Genomic DNA, 18,642 nt, shown 5'->3' with positions numbered 1-18,642 from the left:
ATTATACACTAATTGCTATAAGATGTCAAGTGCTATAGAGAGGTATTCTAGTTGTCGCAGTGGCTTTTAATGGTGATAAATGGCCTTTTAACATTGATTATCGGTTACAAATAGCAAAACCCGAACAATCTAATCTCAAGGTTGAGAAGAGACGGTTCGGGCTTTTGGGCTACGGCGTGAACTTGTAGAATAAGTTCGTCCACGTCGCGCCAGAAATGTTAATCCTAAGAACGTCGCCAATTTTAGCATTAAAGCTCTGAATCGCGACTGGCTGGTAGAACACGTCGAATGTCCATTGGACTGGTACGACAACGTTGTTTAGTGTTACCGTTGGCGTTACAACGGTCCAGACATTGGCGTCCCAGCTGAAAGTTCCGGTCTGACTAAAGTGGACTTCCACAAAGTCGGTGTTGGCTATACCAACAGTATCGTGCCACAGTCCGTCGCGGGTTACCGAGATTTGATTAATCACTGGGGCCGGTGGCGGTTGGGTAACGAACGGCATGAACTGTCGATACTGGAACCGCGGCTTTCCCAATATATACGTTAGGTTCAACCAAGTTACATGTTTTAGTTCCAGGGTCAAAACCGTATCGTGAGCCACAATGACGCTTTGATACTGAGGACTGGTTTACCACCAGATCTCCGTGCCATTGGTTTGCAGAGTCATCGTGAACGGTAGTACCACATTGTCCTTCGTTAACACCGCTTTGGCACTAGGGGCATTCCAGATGTTCAAAGCCAGCGAGAATTCACTGGTGGCGTTTATTGGAACGTTCACGAAAGAAAACGTTACAAACGATCCTTCGGGTACAGTATGGACTTCCCAAAAGACGCTTTGGCCGTTGGCGGCTGGGGTGATGTCATACTGCTGACCAACATTGACCGCTCCGGCATTTGCCGACTGGATCACGGTTAAGTAAACTGCGAGCACTGACACGATTCGACTGATATTTTTTAGTATCTTCACGAGATTTCCTCCAAATTGAGAGAATTGCGGCCAGAAGTGGCCATTGGTTAATTAACTTTTGGATTATAGCTAAATATGATCTTATAGTCAACTCGCCTCCGCTTCGTTCGCCGTCGCTTCGCTTGGGCGAAACTTGCTACGGCGAAGTTAGATTGAGACGAAAAAATAATTTAGGACTCGTTTTCTTTGTAGTAGGCGATGGTTTTTTGGATGCCTTCTTCCAAACTCACTTCCGGCTGCCAGTTTAGAAGTCTGGCGGCCTTGGTGTTATCAAGCACGTTACGGAGGACGTCGCCGGGTCGAGCGAGTCCAAAAATGGGGTCAGCTTTAATGTCTAAGATTTTAGCCAGGGTGTCGTAAACCTCCCGATTTGTCACTTCGGCGCCATTGGAAATATTAAAGTAGTCGTTTTGGTTATACGATAGGGCTAAAAGGTTGGCTTTTACCACATCGTCAACATACACATAATCGCGAGTATGAGAACCGTCGCCGTTTATAGTCGGCCGTTCGCCTTTAAGCATTTTGTTGGTAAACACGGCGATGATGCCGGACTCTTTGTTGCCGTCCTGGCGCGGTCCATAAACGTTAGCGTAGCGAAGAGCAACCCACTTAAGGCCATAGACAGTGCCGTAAAGCTTTAAGTACTGCTCTGCACAGGCTTTGGAGACGCCGTAGAAAGAAGAGGGATGAGCGACCGGTTCGTCTTCAGTAATAGGCAAGCGGTCCTCGGCCACCTCGCCGTAGTAAGCGCCGCCGGTATTAGAGTACACCAACTTTTTGACGCCTGTCTGGCGACAAGCTTCCAGAATGTTAAACATGCCGTTTATATTGATATTGATATCTTCTTCGGGATGACTCATGGAGTAGGGCACTTCGTTTTGGGCCGCCAAGTGAAAAACCACGGCCGGTTTAAAGTCTTCAAAGGCTTTAAGAACGCCTTGCGCATCTCTAACGTCAACTTCTAGTAACGAGGCTTTGGGGTTTACATTTTCTTTTTTGCCGGAACGGAAGTTATCAAGCACGCTGACAGTGTGGCCAAGTGTAATTAATTTATCTTGAAGGTGAGAGCCAATGAAGCCGGCCCCGCCGGTAATGAGGATGCGCATGTTTTTATTATACGTTTTATAGATAAAACAAAAAGACTCTCGTAGTTTCCGGGAAACGTGGAGAGTCTTTGGCGGTCAATCGTAGTTGCGGAAGGGACGAGTCGCGATCTTTACAATTCCTGTCGCAATTTTGTAAAGCGACGGGCATATTTGCAGTAGGTAAGCGATAGTCTCGTAGCTATTTCGTTTTAACCGTTGCCATTCCGTCAAGTAATTCTCCGAAACACCCACGAAATAGAAATTGTTGGTACCACCAAACACTTGGTGGGCGACTAGCTTAGCCCTAGCCATTTGAGAGTTACTCACTACGACAGTGAAGTTGTAATCACTGCCGGGAAACTTCAATCTTAGGGCTTGGAAGTTACCAAGAGTGTCTAGCGCCGTTTCATCAATGATAATCATCGCCTCATGAACGCTCTCATTTATGGCGTAGTTCTTCATAGCCGCAGCTTCAGTTATTGCCAAAGCTGCTGTGCCGTGGATACTGCCGCCGCCGGTGAGGAAGAGGAAATTGTAATCATCTTCAAGTAATGACAGCGCTTCGTTCATTGAAGCACGAGGCCTTCTGGAGAGGTTACCGTCTTGATTCACTCCGCAGCCAAGAACGACTAGTATATTTTTCAATTTTTCTTCTCCTTGATATTTGTGAGGAGGTTATAGCATAATATGGCCCTATAGTCAAAGCGGGGGAGGGGTTGGACTATTATTTTTATTTGTTGCTAGATTCCGGGTCAAGCCCGGAATGACAAAGTGGTGGGGTTATTTCTTAGACTTACTCTTCAAGGTCACACCGAAGAGGCCGAGGATCGAAGCGATTAATTTGGGAACCTCGACAGGGATTGTCTAGATAGTTACTAAAACTCCGCAATAATGCTAAAATTAACCTAAAAGTTTCACACACAAGTACTAATATTTGACATAATATTTAAACTATGCTACCCTTAAACCATGCTCTATCCCCGAATTTACGATAATCTGGAAAAATATCTAGAGCCTAACCGCGTTCTGGTGATTTACGGTCCGCGGCGGGTAGGTAAGACCACTATTCTTAAGTCCTATCTGGCCGAAACCACCTTTAAATACCTGCTTGAAACCGGCGATAACATTAAATTTGCCGAGCTTTTAGGCTCGGGACGGCTAGACGACATTAAAAGATATGTGGAAGGTTATGATTTAGTTGCCCTGGATGAAGTGCAGCTGATTCCAAACGTTGGTCAAGGCCTAAAAATTTTAGCCGATTACGTTCCCAACCTTAAAATTATTGCCACCGGTTCTTCCAGTTTTGACATTGCCGATAAAGTGGGCGAACCCTTAACCGGCCGTAAGAACACCCTCACTCTTTATCCGTTATCTTTCTTGGAATTATCCCAAAAATTTACTCCTTTGGAGCTAATGCGGCAGCTTAATGACTTCCTGGTTTTAGGAATGTATCCGGAAGTGCTGACCACCGAAAACCGAACCGACAAAATCCGCAAACTGGAAGAAATTTCTAACTCCTATCTTTTTAAAGATATTTTAGCCTTGGATGGTTTGCGCAAATCTAAAGTAGTGGTAGATCTAGTTAAACTACTGGCTTTCCAGATCGGCTCCGAAGTTTCCATTAATGAACTGGCCAGCGCTTTAGCTATAAGCGGAAAAACCGTGGAGAAGTACCTGGACCTTTTGGAAAAGTCTTTTGTAATAAAGCGAGTGGGTGCTCTAAGCCGGAACTTGCGAGACGAAGTCAAAAGTAAATCAAAATACTACTTTTTAGATAATGGCATCCGCAACGCCGTGATTTCACAATTTAACGACCTAGCAGATCGTAACGATATAGGGCAACTGTGGGAAAATTTCGTGTTTGCCGAGCGCCTTAAAACCCGCGAGTATAAAAAAATTTACGCTAACGTCTATTTTTGGCGGACCTACGACGGGAAAGAAGTTGATCTGGTGGAAGAGTACTGCGGAAAACTTCACGGAGTGGAATTTAAGTGGAAAGACGAACACGTTCACCCCGCGGACGAATTTGTGCGAGCTTACCCTGATTCTGAAGTAAAGGTAATAAACCGCAATAACTTTACCGATTTTCTTTTATTTCTTTGACTTGCTCTTCAGCGTCACGCCGAAGAGGCCTAAAATACTGGCGAGAACGGTCACAATCATATCTGACGCGCCGGTCTTGGGAAGCGTTCCCGAGGTAGTGGCGGCTCCTTTGGTCGTTGGGGTTGTTACTACGGCTAAAGCAGACTTCTCACCAATCCTTACAAAGCCGATCGATTTGGCACCAGTACCAGTCGTAAAGTAATCGCTTTCGGCAATTACTACTTCGTAATAACCGTTTTCGGTGGGCGTAAAGCTAGCTTCAAAAGTCTTAGTTTCACTTGGTCCAAAAGTGATCCCCTTAAACTCTTTAGAGTAAACCGGGTACAAATCTAACTCGAACGTGCCTTCGGTCTTATTGATGATTTTTTGAAGCGTCGCTTCGTCAAAAGCGGCGTTTTTGGTCAAATCCAAGTTACCGTCAATAATCTTGGTAAATTTATAGACTCGAGTCTCTAAATTCTTAGTAATGTTTTCGTTGCTATTGGGATTGGCAAAATCGACTTTAACGCTAATATTATCGGTTTTGGCGGTGTAAATTTGGGGCGCTCCCTTGTAACCGTAGGGTAGACCGGCTTTTAAACCGGCAACGGCGATACCAGCACCGTCGATTTTATTAACCACTTGAGTAGTGTTATCGGTTTGATTAGTGACGGCTTTAGGACCCCATAGGCCTAAAAAGTAGGAAACGCCACCAACCAAAAGCACGGCCAGTAAAGCCGGAACGACGTAGGTTAAAACTTTGGTGGTGGTTGGGTTTAATTTCATATGGGGGCACTATACAGTACTAGAGGTTAGATGTCAAATGGTTATGGGCTACAAGTCATTCCGGCCTCAGAGCCGAAATCCAGTAATTGCTATAATTTGAAATTTACAATTTAAAATAAACGTTCACTTTGTTCACTACCAATTTTTTGAAATTTACAATTTAAAATAAACGTTCACTTTGTTCACTACCAATTTGTGGCAAATTGTTGAATTCAATTTTTAAGCATTTTCAACAATTATCGTCACGATAATTGGTAGCGAGCCGAGCGAGCGTATATTTCGAATTTCAAATTGAAAATTAGTTTTGATTTACTGGATTCTGAATCAAGTTCAGAATGACGGATTAATTTATTGTATACTCACTTCTGTGATTTCTGTTGCTAAAAAAGTTTGGGGGAAGCTGATGAGCTTCATCATCGAGACCTGGCATCATCCCTGGCAGCTAGTGCGGTACATTATTGGCGGCTTGTCTGCCTACGTTTTAGATTTAACCACCGGCTACTTGCTATATCACTATCTACACGTACCGGCCGGTCTAACGCCAATCGTTCAAGCGCCCGTCGTCGTTACCTACGCCTTTTTAGTCCAAAAATATTTTACTTTTAGGAACCGGACGTTTACGAAAAAGCAATTATTTCGCTACGCTTGTATTATCGTTGAGAACAATTTGATTACGTCACTGGGGCTTTTTCTGCTGGTCCAAGTTTTTCACCTTAACTTTGTGGTGGCGAAGTTTTTGATTATGTTCGTGGTGGTGGGGAACAATTTTCCTCTTTTCAAACTTTGGGTATTTAAATAATCGAATGAGGACGACGCATGCGTCGTCCCTACATGATCTTAAGGAGGCCTCCTGAAACACGGCTGTAGGGACGGGGCATGCCCCGTCCTCGATGGCGATTAACGTCGCCTAAGGGCAGATTGAATGATTTTGTCCAGCAACTCTTCATACGTCATTCCAGCTTTCCTAGCAGCATACGGGAAGCGAGAGTTCTCGGCGGGGTTGGGAGCCATTCCCGGTGGTGAATTAACTTCTAGTACGTAGGGATTGTCGTTAGCATCCAGACGAACGTCAATGCGGCAGTAATCGCGCACCTCTAATGCCTCACAAGTCCGAATACAGATATCTTTGATTCTCTGTCGTAATTTATCGTCAATTTTCGCTGGGCACTCTAGGGGCTCGATTTTGTTTTCGGGGCTGTCGTAGATCCACTTAACTTCATAGGAATCAATGGGATACATGCCATCGGGAAGCTCATCGAACTTAACTTCGATAATTGGGAGCACTCGCCAGGCATCTTGATCACGCAGCATAGCGACGGTGAATTCGCGGCCGGGCAAATAGGTTTCCAGAAGTACGGAGCCTTGTAGACCGTCACGGATCTTGGTAACTACGTTTGTTAATTCTTCTAGATTATTTACCACGTTATTATTAAATATCCCTTTACTGCTGCCTTCCGAATTCGGTTTTACGATAAGTGGGTAGCTAAGGGCGATAGGGGTGATAAGGGAGATAGGGTTAATAATAATCCATTCCGGGGTGGGAATGTGGTAATTTTTTAGAATCTCTTTGGTGCGGGCTTTGTTGAGGATAATCGCCGAGGTTAAAACGCTACTGCCGGTGTAAGTGAGGTCAAGAATTTCGCAAATTGCCGAGATTTGGGCTTCATGGTCATTACCTCCGATTCCCTCCGAATAATTAAAGACTAGTAGGTCAGAGTAGGACTTTTTAAGGGCCCTAAGCTTCTCATACGTTGCAGTTGTAGCCTCTACCTCGTGCACCGTATGCCCTAATTTTTCTAGTGACTCTTTCATCCAGGCAATCGTTTCCGGGGTATCGTATTCGGCTTCGGCCTGAGCTTTGGGGTCATTTAAGGCCGGCTTAAGGTGGCGGACGTTGTAAACGAAGGCGATGTTCATGTAAAACTTAGATTAACAAAAGAGGCCTTAGCGTCAAGAGGGGATTTATGATTGGTTGGATCGAAGTTACTGGATTCCGGGTCAAGCCCGGAATGACAAAGACAATGCCAGTAGACATATAGGCGACTATAAGATATAATAGCTCAACATTATTTATGAATCAATCTATCCGGATTTTTATTACTTCAACAATCGCCACTTTGGTCATGATTTTGGTGGCGCCAAAAGTGGTTTCGGCTATTGATACTTACAGTCATACTAGTACTGGACTAACTTATAAGCAGGAGTCTATCAAACCGGTCAGCCAGTTTAGCTCCATGTTAACTCCAATTTACTTAGCTCCCAAAACGATTCAGATTGGAAAATTGGGGATTAATGATGCTTTAGAAGAAGTGGGCGTTGTGAATGATCGGATTGGCGTGCCCAGTGGCTGGATGGGGATTGGCTATTATGACGGTAGCGCTAAAGCGGGAGAAACTGGCAATACTATTATAGTAGGTCATTTGGATGATAATTACGGCCGGCCGGCGGCTTTTTGGAATATAAAATTACTCACCGTCGGAGACGAGATTAACGTTAGCGATGGGCATCGGATCTTTACTTACCGCGTCATTGGGTCAGCCTACGTTCCTGACGGTTCCGGTGAGCCGCTAATGGAAAATCTTGGTAAACCGGGTTTAATGTTGGTGACTTGCGGTGGGGTCTGGAATCCTATTGTGCATAACTATAGTGAACGTCTGCTTGTTAAGGCTATCTTAGTTTCTTCTTAACTCAAATCAATTCAAAACATCCTCCTACGCCAAGGCTTCGGAGGATTGATGGCTCCTAAACTCGCTTTGCTCGTTAAGTAGCCAATCAAAAAAGACGGTAACTGTACAGGAGGGAATACAGTTACCGTCGGCCGCAAGAATCGTGTCAGAACAGGATCTGACGAAGAGCCCGAGAGGATTTGAACCCCTAATCTAGAAATTCAAAGTTTCTCGCATTACCATTGTGCTACGGGCTCTAACTACTATCGGGGTGGAGGGATTTGAACCTTCAATTAACGTCACGCAAAGACGCCGCATTACCACTGTGCTTCACCCCGTTCTCTCTCAATTTCAATCAGGTTGTCATTTTATGAGTTAGATGGCTTGATGTCAAGGGTAAAATCCCTGGCCCAATTTTTAGTTCCTTTGACTATATAATAGTATGGAAGTTCCTTCAATCTTCTAAAACCAAGCTTTTCGTACCATTTCTGTACTCTGGGGTCGGCGTCTTTATAAATACTCAGTCCGATCTTCTTTGCGCCCCGGTCACGGGCTCTTTTTAAACACTCGTTAACTAAAGTGCGACCGTAACCTTGATGTCTCGATGCTTCCGTCGTAAACAGGTCCACAATATCGGGGTACTCGGGGTGAGTGGGTTTACCGTAATACGTCAAAACGACACAGCTCTTTAGGCCCCCGTCTTCCAGCACTATAAAATCCGCCAGTCCGTCACTCTGTTCTTTGAGACGGTGTTCAATGGCGGCGTCGGTAAGGCCAGGCTTAATCTTCTTGAGGGTTTTCCAGTCTTTAGTGGTGGCGTTGCGAATGATCATTATAAATATGGTGGGCGGTAATGGAGTTGGACCATTCACCCCTTCCTTATCAGAGAAGTGCTCTACCGATGAGCTAACCGCCCGTGGTTTCCCATGCAGTTTACGGGTAAAAGCTACAAATTTCAATCCCTCGTAGAAGTAGTTGACAAGCGACCGTTTTTAACGTATAAAAAACACACTTCGAGTCCAATGAAACACTTTGTTTCCTCTTGTGACGCATGAGGATATCAAATCCTCTTTTAACTTTCCTAAAAATAATTTATACTACGGCCTTACGGGCCAGTAGCATAGTGGTCTAATGCGCTTCGTTTGCAACGAAGAGACCGTGGGTCCAAATCCCACCTGGTCCACCAGCCGAAAATTTGAAATTTTCAATTTAAAATTTGAAATCAATTTGAAATGTTTAAATGATCAAAAATTTAAACACATTTAAAATTTCGAATTTCAAATTGTAAATTTCCGAGTTTGCCCTTTGAAATCTGAATAGAATGAAAAATAATTTAAAATTAGGGTAATTCAACGGATACGAATAGGTGTGTGGTGGATGCCTTGGTACTAAAAGCCGATGAAGGACGGACAATGCTCCGATAAGTCCAGATGAGCTGCATAGAAGCGTTATAGTCTGGAATCTCCGAATGTGGAAACACTTACCGGTAAAACCGGTAAATCCCATCTTTGTAATTTGGGAAGGGTACTCAGTGAACTGAAACATCTTAGTAACTGATGGAAAAGAAAATAATAATGATGCCTTTAGTAGCGGCGAGCGAAAGAGGCCAAGCCCAAACCCTCCGTCGCTCCGTAAGGAGCTATGGAGGGGGTTGTAGGGGAAGACTCACTTTAATGTGAAGAAGTTATCAAGTTGATTCTTAGCAGAACAGCCTGGAAAGGCTGACCATAGAGGGTAACAGTCCCGTAAATTAAAAGAATCGACCTTCTGTTTTCTACCTGAGTAGCGCGGGCTCCAATCCTGCGTGAATCTACCTGGACCAATCAGGTAAGGCTAAATACTTTTAGTGACCGATAGTGAACTAGTACCGTGAGGGAAAGGTTAAAAGAACCCAGGGAATGGGAGTGAAATAGATACTGAAACCGCACACCTCCAACCGGCCGGAGCCCTCCTCGCAAGAGGTGGGGTAACGGCGTGCCTATTGAAGAATGACCCAGCGAGTTATTGTTGGTGGCAAGCCAAAGTCGCTTTGCGACCAAGGCGTAGCGAAAGCGAGTCTGAAAGGGCGCCTAGTTGCCAACATTAGACCCGAAGCCGAGTGACCTAACCATGAGCAGATTGAACCCCGATGAGAATCGGGAGGAGGATCGAACCGGTGTATGCTGCAAAATGCTCGGATGACTTGTGGTTAGAGGTAATATGCCAATCGAACTCGGCGATAGCTGGCTCTCCCCGAAATGTATTTAGGTACAGCTCTAAGCGTTAAACCCACGGGGTAGAGATACTGGATGAGCCCGAGGCCCGCAAGGGTACTCAGCTTAACCAAACTCCGAATACGTGGGCGTACTTCTTAGGAGTGAGAATTGGACGGTAAGCGCCTGGTTCTAAAGGGAAACAACCCAGATCATCAGCTAAGGTCCCAAATTTATAGTTAAGTGGACAAGGAAGTGGAATTGTTAAGACAGTTAGGAGGTTGGCTTAGAAGCAGCCATCCTTTAAAGAGTGCGTAACAGCTCACTAATTTAACGGTTCTGCACCGACAATAAACGGGGCTCAAACTATAAACCGAAGCTATGGATTCAGTGCTAATTTATTAGCGCTGTCTGGTAGGGGAGCGTTCTAATTGCTGCGAAGGTGTGTTGTGAAGCATGCTGGAGCGATTAGAAGTGAGAATGCTGGGATGAGTAACGTAAGGCGCGTGAAAAGCGCGCCCGCCGAATGAGCAAGGTTTCCGCCACTACGTCAATCGTTGGCGGGTTAGTCGATCCTAAGCCCAGGCCGAAAGGCGCAAGCGATGGACAAACGGTTAATATTCCGTTACTACAGGTGGTTCGTTACAGCAATGGGGTGACGAAGTTTGAAGATTTACGTGATCGCATGGTTGGTCATCTAAGTAGCAAGTCAGAGTTGGTAGGCAAATCCGCCAATTCGTTTATATGAGCTACGGGGAAGGTCGCAAGGCCAACGTAATCAATTTAGACTTCTCAGAAAAACCTCTAGCGAGAACCATTTGTATTCGTACCGCAAACCGACACTGGTGCTCGAGTTGAATATACAAAGGCGAACGAGATAACCACTTTTGAGGAACTCGGCAATCTAGCCCCGTAACTTAGGGATAAGGGGCGGCGACTGCGCGCAAGCGTAAGGCCAACATTAAAGAGGCTCTGGCGACTGTTTATCAAAAACACCGGTCTTTGCTAAACCCGTAAGGGGATGTATAAGGGCTGAAGCCTGCCCAGTGCCCGTAAGTTAAACTCGGAGGTTAACGCTTCTGAGCCAAGCTCGGGTGAACGGCAGCAGTAACTATGAACAATATTGTAGTTACAGAATCTTTACATAAGCCTAAAGATTCCGACTTACAAAAATCTGTGTAAGTTGCAAAAGTCGACCATATGCTGGAATAACCGTACTTTAAATAGTTGAAGTATCTGGAGCTAGTTGCGAAGAGCGACTGAAAATGCGTCCAGCGCGGTCAATCAGCAGGAAAGGCCTTTAGAGAAATCTAAGGGAATCCTCAGAGACTACACGTCGACCTACATTCAGTTATATGAACGTAGATGATATAGTCCGATCTCATAAGCGATTATGAGCTAACACACATGAACTGTTCTAAGGTAGCGAAGTTCCTCCAACAGGGGACCTTTCACCGTAAGGTGGATTGAATAATTTGGCTGTATGCTGGAACATCTGGTGTATCTTGCGCTACCAGGCAAAATCTATTAACATGGATTTATGTCGGGTGACAATGCGTCAAGTGCAGACAATCAGCAGGAAACGTTGTATTACTTTTCCGGTTTTCTAACCGGAGAAGGTTCCATTTGTCTAATCAAAGCAACAAATAAAGGCGGTCGTGGTTTTTACTACACTCCAGACCTCACAATTAGCAACGCTGATTTAGATATTTTAAAAGAATCTAATCAAGTGATTGCGGGTGGGCATGGAGTTATAACTTCGATTAAGGGAGGTTTTAATCTCTCCATTCGGGGAAAGAATAAAGTCAAAACTGCTATTACATTTCTCCAGAAGTATCCGCCAATTGTTGGCGATATTACTTCCGAGAAGATATCTATTTTGGTCAATGGCGTCGCGCTATTATCTAGCGTTTACGATTTTAAAGAGATAGAGAAGTTGCGAGACAGGCTTAAGGAAATCAAAAGAACGGCAAAGGCGACTAAACATTTTACCTGTAAAAAGCATAATCGAAAGCAGATAGGCTATTTTTTAGCGGGGATAGTTGACGCGGAAGGATCAATGGGTTGGCGAAAGTCGGGTGACCGATTGCAGCCATACTTTTGTGTTCTAATGCGTGAAGAGGCGATTATCGATTTATTTCTTAAATACTTCGGTTTTGGTCATAAATACTATCGTCCGGCCGAAAAACTCTATCACTTCGAAACTGGCAAACAAGTTGATGTTTTGAGTTTAGCCAATTTCTTTTTAGAAAATTGTCCAGTCAAGCTTGCTAAAAACAAGCGACGTCTGGAAGATTTGCAACGGCTCCTCAACGACTATACGCCAAGGTCCTCCGCCGGCTGGCGGAGGAACGTGATATAGTCTGGACCTTAAGGCGACTTAAGGATTGCGACAGAAATGATCGCAAAACTCGATTTAAATATCGAGGATTAACAAAATCGTGTCGGGCAAGTTCCGACCTGCATGAAAGGCTTAACGACCGGAGTGCTCTCTTGAAAGTGGGCTCGGTGAAATTGAAGTATCCGTGAAGATGCGGATTACCCGTTGTAGGACAAAAAGACCCCATGAAGCTTTACTGTAGCTTGACATTGAGTTGAGGTTTAGTTTGTGTAGCGTAGGAGGGAGCCGCAAGGCGCCAATGAAACACCTCTCTTTCCGAACTTTAACTCTAACCAGACCAATTACAATGGTTTGAGACAACGTCTGGTGGGCAGTTTAACTGGGACGGTTCCCGGCTAAAGAGTAACGCCGGGACTCAAAGGTTACCTTGACCTGGATGGAAATCAGGTTGTAAGCGCAAAAGCATATGGTAGCTTGACTGCGAGACCTACAAGTCTAGCAGATACGAAAGTAGGATTTAGTGATCCTCCGCAACTGTATGGAAAGGGCGGAGCATAATGGATAAAAGCTACTCTGGGGATAACAGGCTGATCTTGCCCAAGCGTCCATAGCGACGGCAAGGTTTGGCACCTCGATGTCGGCTTGAACGAAGAGTTTAGGGTCGCGGCTCGAGCAATCGAGCATGATTTAAAAAACTAGCTCATAACGGTGGACTCCATAAGATGTAAAATTGAACTCAGGTCTTATGGACAATACCGTGGGAAGTCGGCAACAGGATTTAATAATTGGAACACTTTTAGGTGACGGTTTCTTAGAGAAAAACGGTCGTAACTTTAGATTGGTGATGGGCCACTCGCTAAAACAGTTAGAATACGTCAAATGGAAGCAGCAGATGTTGCTACCTTTAACGTCGACTTTAGCTGTCACAGAGCGTTTAGACGCCCGAACTAATAAAAGTTACCACTATGCTACTTTAAGAACAAAAACCGCCCCTATTTTTAAGGAATATTTTGACCTATTCTATCGGAACGGTCACCGAATAATTCCTGCGAATCTTCCAAATGTTATAAATCCGCGAATGTTGGCAATTTGGGTGATGGATGATGGCTATAAAAGAAATGACTGTAACGCGCTGCGCTTGAATACTCAGGCGTATTCTTACGCGGAACAACTTTTGATCCAGAAAAGTCTACAAAGACTTTCGCTGGAAGCCCGAATCCAACATCATAAAAAGACATTTGTAATTTATATTCCGTCAAGTTCAATGACAAAATTGCGGGAGTTAATCTCGCCGTACGTTGTTGAATCTATGAGATATAAAGTTGCTTGACCCCGTAACGACTGATCGAAATTTCTCTTTAAGTGAGAGAAAAAGTAGTGAGATTTATGGTCTTTGACCATTTATCAAACGCTAGTCTCCTCCATAGCTTTACGCGACGGAGGATGAAGGTATAGTCTACACTGCAAGTAATTGTAGAATAATGTGCATCACATCCTGGGACTGAAGAAGGCCCCAAGGGTCCGGCTGTTCGCCGGTTAAAGTGGTACGCGAGCTGGGTTCAGAGCGTCGTGAGACAGCTCGGTCTCTATCCACAACGGGCGTGAGAGTTTGAGGGGATTTGCTCCTAGTACGAGAGGACCGGAGTGAACTAACCTCTGGTGTACCGGTTGTCCTACCAAGGGCACTGCCGGGTAGCTATGTTGGGTCGTGATAAGCGCTGAAAGCATCTAAGCACGAAGCACACCCCAAGATTAAACTTAAGGTCTCCAGGGAGACTACCTGGTCCACCATTTGGTGGTTCCTCACGACTAGTGATAGTTTTGGGGAAGATAGGCGGTAGATGTAAGGCTAGTAATAGTTTAAGTCAAGCCGTACTAATGACCAATATCTGTTGAATTACTCGTTTTAAATTTCTGTTGGTGTTAAAATACCGGCAGCGTTCTATTCAGATTCCACTTGGTAAATTTTAAATTTTAAATTGTAAATTGAAAATTAAATAGAACCACCTTGGTTCCTACCGTGCTGGTAGTTAAGGCTTTGGGGAGACACCTCTTCCCATTCCGAACAGAGAAGTTAAGACCAAAGTCGCCGAAAATACTTTCGGGAAAGATAGGTAACCGCCAGCACAGTGAGAATCATTTATCGTCCGAATGAATCCGAATAGACGCTCGTTTCACTCGCTGCCAATTGTCGAGGCGCCAATTGTAGTAATGCTTTATATTAGAAAAGCTTGTTAGGACAAAGTTTATCTAGCCTTTAGTTTCGTCGCCGCATCCCAATTAATCCGAATATCCAAGTTGATTTATTGTAAAATTCAACTATAATAAAGAATGACCGTGGGCTCGCCGACCCGGGTTGTAATACATCCGCTAAAGCGAGACGGAGTCACAAGCTCCCGGTCATTTTTTGTTTCTTAGGTACTTATCGCGAAGAAATTTCAGAATTTCAGATTCGAGAATATTAAAACCCGCCGGCCTTTTCTTCTTAAAAACCTCATAAGCTTCAACATGAGCCCTAGAACTTTTTCCAATATTTCCGGAAACGATGTCAATTTCATCGGACAAAGATGATTTAATGTACTTGATAATTAGGTCACCGTTACCGCTATACTCTTCGTCAATAACTATCCTATTTGGTTGTAGCTTATATTTTTCTAGTAGTAGGGTTATAACAGCCGCGAAGATTCTAAAGATGTTTAGAGTGCTTTTACCATAATGACTTTCCAGTAGAGCAAAGGCTTCCCGTTTTGCCCGCTGTGAAATTCGCACCGATCCTTTTGTGCCATTAGAGAAAGCAATAATAGTGGCTTTATCAAACTTCTCAATTTTCCACGATTGGTCTATTTCGATCCGCACTATTTAACTTTATCATAAGAAAATCCCCGCGTCTTAAAAAAGCTTCGCGGGGTTTTTGGTTCTATTGTTCTTGATTCCTGTAGTCAAACTTGTTTAGCTTACCCTTAAAACAATAAGTCCAGGTAACTTTGATTACGTTGCCAACAGTCTCTTCAGTCTTCTTCCAATTTTTGGTACTTTGATTAAACATTTGGTCGATTTCTCGATAAGTGTATCTGTCGACTTCCGATAGTTCTTTCCAGTTTGCCGGTAAATCAAGTGTGGCTGTTATAACTGGGAAGCTTCTTGTCCAAATACTCTCGTCAAACTCAAACCTTTTATTTGGCGGCAGCAGGCGGGTAGTAATTTTGACGACTGGTGTTGCTTCCGGCAGCGGGAAGAGCGCTGGCTGTAGAGCTAAATTCGTCGGTGGGTACTCGTATTGATACTGCGTTTCATTCAGTAGCTCGAGTAGAGGCTTTGTAAGCAAATTCGTCGACATCATCGCCAAGTTTCTGAAAAAGCCCGATGATTTCATCAACTACTTCGTTAAGACTTTTTCTGCCTCGATTATTTTTCCGAGGGTTTTATAAATTATCATGTTCGCTCTCCTTTTCTCAATCTTTAAGCCACACTATAGACCAGCCAGCAGCTTTCGGCAATCGGCAAACAGTCGCGAAGCGGAGTATAATCGGGGAAATCGGATTTTTAGCAAGGAGATAGAGATGAATGACCTTAGAAAACAGCAGGCGCTGGTAGTTTGCTGTGGAGGCAGACTGAGTGCTGACTTTAGTAACAAGATCCTCGAAATAGCCCGGGGCTCAACAGTCGTAAGCTGCTTTTTAAGCAACTTATTCGTTGACTTTATCCAAAAAAGGAATGATATAGTCGGGTTTAACTACAATGGCATGGCTTACGACTTGCTAATCGTTCAAGCGGAGTTGTTTCACTGTATACCGTATAGTCTCATGTAATTCGTTATCATGAGTCCTTCGCGCAGCCAGTATAACGATTGCTCAAATAACTCTCGGTTAAATATACGTAACCGAGAGTTTATCTTTCTACAGGTTACTGGATTCCGGGTCAAGCCCGGAATGACATATCTACTCGCCTCGCCCCTACATTGATTATTGTTGTTGTGATAAGATGTCTCTATCTCAGTCGAGGTAGTCTGGAGGTGTTAAATTTTATGGCAATTAGTAAAATTCAAAAATCAAAAAAAATTAGTGATCCTGAAAATCCGATGGACAAGCTCCTTCAAAAACATACGAAGGTGCAGCCCCGGGTTTTTAAGAATGGTACGCTCGTTGAAGGCACTGTGGTTTCGATGGCTCACAACCGATTACTTCTTGATATTGGTGGCAAGTCGGAGGGGATCGTTATTGGCCGGGAACTGGAGGACACTAACCGGACCGTCAAAAATTTAAAGGTTGGAGACACGGTTTTGGCTAAAGTGATCCAGTCGGAGAACGATTCCGGGTACACGGTGTTATCATTACGCCGGGCCGAAAAAGAGCGTCACTGGCGCGATTTTAAAGAGTACGAAAATCTAGGCACTATCCTTGAGGCCAAGGTCACCGAATATAATAAAGGTGGTCTGGTCGTCGAAGTTCTCGGAGTGCAAGGCTTTGTACCTTTAAGTCATTTAGATCGCGGGGCCCATTTCGCTGAAGACAATTCCAGCACAGCCGCTGGCAGTGAAGCGGACCTGGCCCAAAAAGCGGAGTCTTTAGTTGGCCAAACGTTAATGGTTAAAGTGATTGAGGTCAATGAGACCAATAATCGTTTGGTGCTTTCCGAAAAAGAAGTCTCGTCGTCCCATGGCAAAAAAGCCGCGGCGTCACGACTTCTGGAGATCACCGTCGGTTCCGATTTGGAAGGTCACGTCTCCGGCGTCACACCGTTTGGCGTGTTTGTTGATCTTGGTGGGGTGGAAGGATTAGTTCACGTCTCGGAAATGGCTTGGGATAAAGTAACCATGCCATCTAAACTCTACAAAGTAGGGGATGGCGTCACCGTGCGGGTTCTTACAGTCGACGCCGCCTCCGGGAAGCTGGCTTTAAGCATTAAAGCTCTCGCATCCGATCCTTGGGTCGGTGTATCCGAAAGATACCCGGAAGGCAAGATCGTGCAGGGTATAGTCAGTAAAATCGCTCCCTTTGGGGCGTTCGTAAGTTTGGAACCGGGCGTTGATGGCTTAATCCACGTTTCCGAAACCGTCGGTCCTCTTAAAGAAGGGGAAGAGGTGGAGGTCGTCGTCGTGAGTGTAGAGCCTGGCGCGCGTCGCTTGGGGTTGAGTGTACGGAGGTTACAAAGCTTGAAGTAACGGCAAAATTACATCTGTTGCGGGTCCGCCTCAGGCGGGCCCCTACAGTGTCAGTCAGTTTGTTCCAATCCTTGGAGGTAGTTCGGTAAATAGACTGTCCTTGTACGAGTATATTCTTTTCCTACTTCATCTAATTCGGGCTTGTTAAGAATAGCAAAGTCGCCATTTCTTGCGATTACCGTCCAACCTTTAATTTGCCCACCGGCTTTTATGTCTGTCGGGGCTGTGGGCGCTTCCGGAGTAACAGGTTGTAGATCTTCTGCGACTACCTTAGTAACAACCGAGGTAATGTCATCAGCTTTATGTCGGGGATGCCTGGTATCCTGAGAGCGTAAGTAGGCGGCGTTGTTTAGAGCTATTGCCTGTTCTTGAGAGTTTTTGCCTTCAGTTAAAGTTTTATTAATTTCTGAGTTAGTTAAGTTATCATGGACCCCGTCGGTGGCTATAATTATTTCGTCTCCGGTGAAAATATCCCAAGCTCCCGAAATATTTAGTCCTTTAGCGTGCGGTCCAACGGAGTTCGACATTACGTGTCGCTGTTTGTAAGCTGTGTATTCCTGAGGAGTAACCTGCCCCCGTTTTGCTGCCTCTTCAATATCTACAACTTCATCTAATTTATTTTGCAATCTCACAGCATCAGCTTGATTCATATTTTTTGAAGCTTCACTATCATCAACCGTTAGGCAATATATTTGCCATTTTCCTTGAATTTGCCGGCGTAGATAAACTCTGGAATCACCGGCATGGGCAACTATAAGAGCGCGCTCCCCATTTTCTTTGTAAGCAATTACGCCGATGGCCGCGGTGGTTTCGCCGGCTCCTCTTAAAGTCATTACGGCCGCTTGAGCAGTTTCTAACGATTGTTGCGCCAGATTTTGCGCCTCACTAACATTTAGTTTACGGGGATATTGTTGGAACTTGTTGATTATAGCGTCTCGAGCCATTTCGGCAGCGGTGCCACTTTCCGCCAGGCTGCCGACTCCGTCAAAAACCCCAAATGCTCGACCAGCAGTAAAATAACGATCTTGGTTGCTGGGGTGCTCGTCCTGTTCCTGTTTTTTTTGATAAGCATAGGCGCAACTACCACTTTCTACCCCGAAGCGTCGGCCTTCGTCGGTTTGAGGTTTTTCGGCTGATGCTGAGTCGGCTTGTCGTTCCCAGAAGGGCATAGTTTAATTATGTGCTGGTATATATATAAAGTCAACGACTTTATAGAAACCTATAGTTGAAAAATGGGGATTATGTTGCTAAAATGCTGCTACAAATCATAAATACTGGAGAGATAAATCATGCAGAAAGTATTAGCTATCCTGTTGGTTGTCATTATAGCTATTTATACGGTTGTGGTGACTTTGACGG

General features: G+C 44.7%; 14 protein-coding genes, 4 tRNA genes and 2 rRNA genes. 7 read left to right on the top strand and 13 right to left on the bottom strand.

All coding sequences use genetic code 11. From position 1 onward, the window contains the following. Nucleotides 1-169 precede the first annotated feature (169 nt). The 4 genes from NT141_01630 to NT141_01615 form a co-directional block, all read right to left on the bottom strand. Nucleotides 170-505, bottom strand: coding sequence for a hypothetical protein (locus NT141_01630; GenBank protein ID MCX6783751.1), 336 nt, complete (start codon nt 503-505; stop codon nt 170-172). 126 nt (nt 506-631) lie between these two features. Beyond that, complete coding sequence (locus NT141_01625; GenBank protein ID MCX6783750.1) at nt 632-970, bottom strand: hypothetical protein; 339 nt, start codon at nt 968-970, stop codon at nt 632-634. Nucleotides 971-1,140: 170 nt separating this feature from the next. Next, nucleotides 1,141-2,076, bottom strand: coding sequence for an NAD-dependent epimerase/dehydratase family protein (locus NT141_01620; protein ID MCX6783749.1), 936 nt, complete (start codon nt 2,074-2,076; stop codon nt 1,141-1,143). A 75-nt stretch (nt 2,077-2,151) separates the two neighbouring features. After that, entirely contained in the window at nt 2,152-2,700 is a 549-nt protein-coding gene (locus tag NT141_01615; protein ID MCX6783748.1) for a YdcF family protein, read from the bottom strand. A gap of 324 nt (nt 2,701-3,024) precedes the next feature. Here NT141_01615 and NT141_01610 point away from each other — a divergent pair, with 324 nt between their 5' ends. Next, nucleotides 3,025-4,158 (top strand): ATP-binding protein, encoded by a 1,134-nt coding sequence (locus tag NT141_01610; protein MCX6783747.1) that lies wholly within the window; start codon nt 3,025-3,027, stop codon nt 4,156-4,158. Here NT141_01610 and NT141_01605 read toward each other — a convergent pair. After that, nucleotides 4,147-4,923, bottom strand: coding sequence for a hypothetical protein (locus tag NT141_01605; protein MCX6783746.1), 777 nt, complete (start codon nt 4,921-4,923; stop codon nt 4,147-4,149). The genes NT141_01610 and NT141_01605 overlap by 12 nt on opposite strands. A gap of 367 nt (nt 4,924-5,290) precedes the next feature. Here NT141_01605 and NT141_01600 point away from each other — a divergent pair, with 367 nt between their 5' ends. Next, nucleotides 5,291-5,722 (top strand): GtrA family protein, encoded by a 432-nt coding sequence (locus NT141_01600; protein MCX6783745.1) that lies wholly within the window; start codon nt 5,291-5,293, stop codon nt 5,720-5,722. Nucleotides 5,723-5,820: 98 nt separating this feature from the next. On the opposite strand, the gene NT141_01595 is transcribed toward NT141_01600, so the two are convergent. Continuing rightward, the gene (locus tag NT141_01595; protein ID MCX6783744.1) at nt 5,821-6,840 is read right to left on the bottom strand and encodes an ATP-grasp domain-containing protein; all 1,020 of its coding nucleotides are present in this window, start codon (nt 6,838-6,840) and stop codon (nt 5,821-5,823) included. 155 nt (nt 6,841-6,995) lie between these two features. On the opposite strand from NT141_01595, the gene NT141_01590 reads away from it, so the two are divergent. After that, nucleotides 6,996-7,610: a class F sortase gene (locus NT141_01590; GenBank protein MCX6783743.1), complete on the top strand. Its 615-nt coding sequence runs from the start codon at nt 6,996-6,998 to the stop codon at nt 7,608-7,610. A 164-nt stretch (nt 7,611-7,774) separates the two neighbouring features. Here NT141_01590 and NT141_01585 read toward each other — a convergent pair. The 4 genes from NT141_01585 to NT141_01570 form a co-directional block, all read right to left on the bottom strand. After that, nucleotides 7,775-7,846, bottom strand: a tRNA-Gln gene (locus NT141_01585). Nucleotides 7,847-7,855: 9 nt separating this feature from the next. After that, nucleotides 7,856-7,927, bottom strand: a tRNA-Ala gene (locus NT141_01580). 30 nt (nt 7,928-7,957) lie between these two features. Beyond that, nucleotides 7,958-8,461 carry an N-acetyltransferase gene (locus NT141_01575; GenBank protein MCX6783742.1) on the bottom strand — a complete coding sequence of 168 codons (504 nt, stop codon included), beginning with the start codon at nt 8,459-8,461 and terminating at the stop codon, nt 7,958-7,960. Beyond that, nucleotides 8,431-8,505 (bottom strand) — tRNA-Ile (locus tag NT141_01570). Before NT141_01570 ends, NT141_01575 begins: the two co-directional genes overlap by 31 nt. A gap of 193 nt (nt 8,506-8,698) precedes the next feature. Here NT141_01570 and NT141_01565 point away from each other — a divergent pair. The 3 genes from NT141_01565 to rrf all read left to right on the top strand — a co-directional run bounded on the left by NT141_01565 (nt 8,699) and on the right by rrf (nt 14,249). Beyond that, a tRNA-Ala gene (locus tag NT141_01565) sits at nt 8,699-8,775 on the top strand. A 161-nt stretch (nt 8,776-8,936) separates the two neighbouring features. Beyond that, nucleotides 8,937-14,022, top strand: a 23S ribosomal RNA gene (locus tag NT141_01560). A gap of 122 nt (nt 14,023-14,144) precedes the next feature. Continuing rightward, nucleotides 14,145-14,249: ribosomal RNA gene (rrf, locus tag NT141_01555) — 5S ribosomal RNA — on the top strand. A gap of 273 nt (nt 14,250-14,522) precedes the next feature. Here rrf and NT141_01550 read toward each other — a convergent pair. Next, nucleotides 14,523-14,978, bottom strand: coding sequence for a hypothetical protein (locus NT141_01550; GenBank protein ID MCX6783741.1), 456 nt, complete (start codon nt 14,976-14,978; stop codon nt 14,523-14,525). A gap of 61 nt (nt 14,979-15,039) precedes the next feature. After that, entirely contained in the window at nt 15,040-15,495 is a 456-nt protein-coding gene (locus NT141_01545) for a hypothetical protein (protein ID MCX6783740.1), read from the bottom strand. Between the two features lie 651 nt (nt 15,496-16,146). Between NT141_01545 and NT141_01540 the strand changes: the two genes are divergently transcribed. Continuing rightward, entirely contained in the window at nt 16,147-17,283 is a 1,137-nt protein-coding gene (locus NT141_01540; GenBank protein MCX6783739.1) for a S1 RNA-binding domain-containing protein, read from the top strand. 50 nt (nt 17,284-17,333) lie between these two features. Here the strand turns inward: NT141_01540 and NT141_01535 are convergent, their stop codons facing one another. After that, a complete protein-coding gene (locus NT141_01535) occupies nt 17,334-18,452 on the bottom strand; it encodes a protein phosphatase 2C domain-containing protein (GenBank protein ID MCX6783738.1) in 1,119 nt (372 codons plus the stop codon). Nucleotides 18,453-18,642: the final 190 nt, after the last annotated feature.

The sequence above is a fragment of the candidate division WWE3 bacterium genome (assembly GCA_026396615.1).
Lineage (GTDB): Bacteria > Patescibacteriota > WWE3 > JAPLWK01 > JAPLWK01 > JAPLWK01.
This window is presented reverse-complemented; position numbering and strand designations above follow the sequence as displayed.

Coding starts and splice junctions, on each gene's coding strand:
- NT141_01630 (MCX6783751.1), bottom strand. CDS start 505: ATGCCGTTCGTTACCCAACCGCCACCGGCCCCAGTGATTAATCAAATC.
- NT141_01620 (MCX6783749.1), bottom strand. CDS start 2,076: ATGCGCATCCTCATTACCGGCGGGGCCGGCTTCATTGGCTCTCACCTT.
- NT141_01610 (MCX6783747.1), top strand. CDS start 3,025: ATGCTCTATCCCCGAATTTACGATAATCTGGAAAAATATCTAGAGCCT.
- NT141_01605 (MCX6783746.1), bottom strand. CDS start 4,923: ATGAAATTAAACCCAACCACCACCAAAGTTTTAACCTACGTCGTTCCG.
- NT141_01595 (MCX6783744.1), bottom strand. CDS start 6,840: ATGAACATCGCCTTCGTTTACAACGTCCGCCACCTTAAGCCGGCCTTA.
- NT141_01590 (MCX6783743.1), top strand. CDS start 6,996: ATGAATCAATCTATCCGGATTTTTATTACTTCAACAATCGCCACTTTG.
- NT141_01545 (MCX6783740.1), bottom strand. CDS start 15,495: ATGAAATCATCGGGCTTTTTCAGAAACTTGGCGATGATGTCGACGAAT.
- NT141_01540 (MCX6783739.1), top strand. CDS start 16,147: ATGGCAATTAGTAAAATTCAAAAATCAAAAAAAATTAGTGATCCTGAA.
- NT141_01535 (MCX6783738.1), bottom strand. CDS start 18,452: ATGCCCTTCTGGGAACGACAAGCCGACTCAGCATCAGCCGAAAAACCT.